The 1,138-nt window shown below is 39.9% G+C and carries 1 protein-coding gene; it reads right to left on the reverse strand.

What is annotated here, in order from left to right:
• Window positions 1–352 precede the first annotated feature (352 nt).
• Window positions 353–1,138: L-arabinose isomerase family protein (locus tag HC026_RS12305; RefSeq protein WP_456300137.1), on the reverse strand; the 786-nt coding region annotated here is incomplete at its 5' end.

Here is a 1,138-nt window from a genome sequence, read left to right on the forward strand (position 1 = left end):
ACTTTATACTTTGCATATTAAAACTAAAAAAGTCCTAATCACAAAGTAGTGATTAGAACTAATTTATAAATTTACCAACAACAGTTGCCAAAGAGCCGATATAATCCCCAGCATAGAGCAGGCATTAATCCTATTAGAATGTTCAAGATACGTCTCCTTCAATCAAAAACCAAAAAATCATGATAATTTACTTTAATGAGTATCAAGTAAAATTATCATGACTTATATTCTAAATATCCTATTAAACTAGTAGAAATTATAGTATTGACGTTATATCAGTGTCAAGGGCATTTATATATCGATTACTGTACATTCATCACTAAATCAATTATACCGCAATCCTTGCGCAAAGTTATTTGATGTTAACCAAATGCAAGCTAACCATCTTGGCGAAGTCTTCCATTTGTTGAGCAGTGACACCGAATGAGAAGACTGTGTGGTGACCACCACCATTTTCGATCCATTGAGTAGCGCCGTTCTTTAAACCAGCCTTAGGTGTCCACATTTGCTTAGCAACTGGCATTTTAGGCATTGACTCTGCCTTATGGCCATCTACTTCGTACATAATCATCCGGTATTCATCACCGAAGTCAGCCAAGGTAACATCGATTGCGTCACCTTCACCACCGGCAAAGACCAAACGAGCTGGATCTTCCTTACCACCGATGTCCAATGGGTGAACTTCAATCTTAGGCTTGTCAGTTGCTAAGGTTGGATCAACTTCAAGCATATGTGAACCAAGGATAGCTTCATGGCCCTTACGTAGATCAAGAGTGTAGTCTTCCATGAAGGCAGTCCGCTTGTTGTGGCTGATGATCTTCATTAAGCGGTCAAGAGCAGCGGTCTTCCAGTCACCTTCACCGGCGAAACCATAGCCTTCAGCCATCAATAATTGAGTAGCTAAACCAGGTAATTCCTTCATACCATACAAGTCTTCAAAGTTATCTGAGAAGGCAGTGTAGCCATGAGCGTCCATGAAGCGTTTCAAACCGAAGTATTCGCGAATCTGGTACTTAACGTGGTCTTCAAAGAAGGCTTCGTCGTTGTCACCAGGGTTCATGGTGTAGGTCTTAGCTAATTCATCATACTTCTGATCAATATCAGCATCAGTAACTTTGTTCATTTCTTCAACTAAATC

The organism is Secundilactobacillus angelensis (assembly GCF_012641075.1).
GTDB lineage: Bacteria > Bacillota > Bacilli > Lactobacillales > Lactobacillaceae > Secundilactobacillus > Secundilactobacillus angelensis.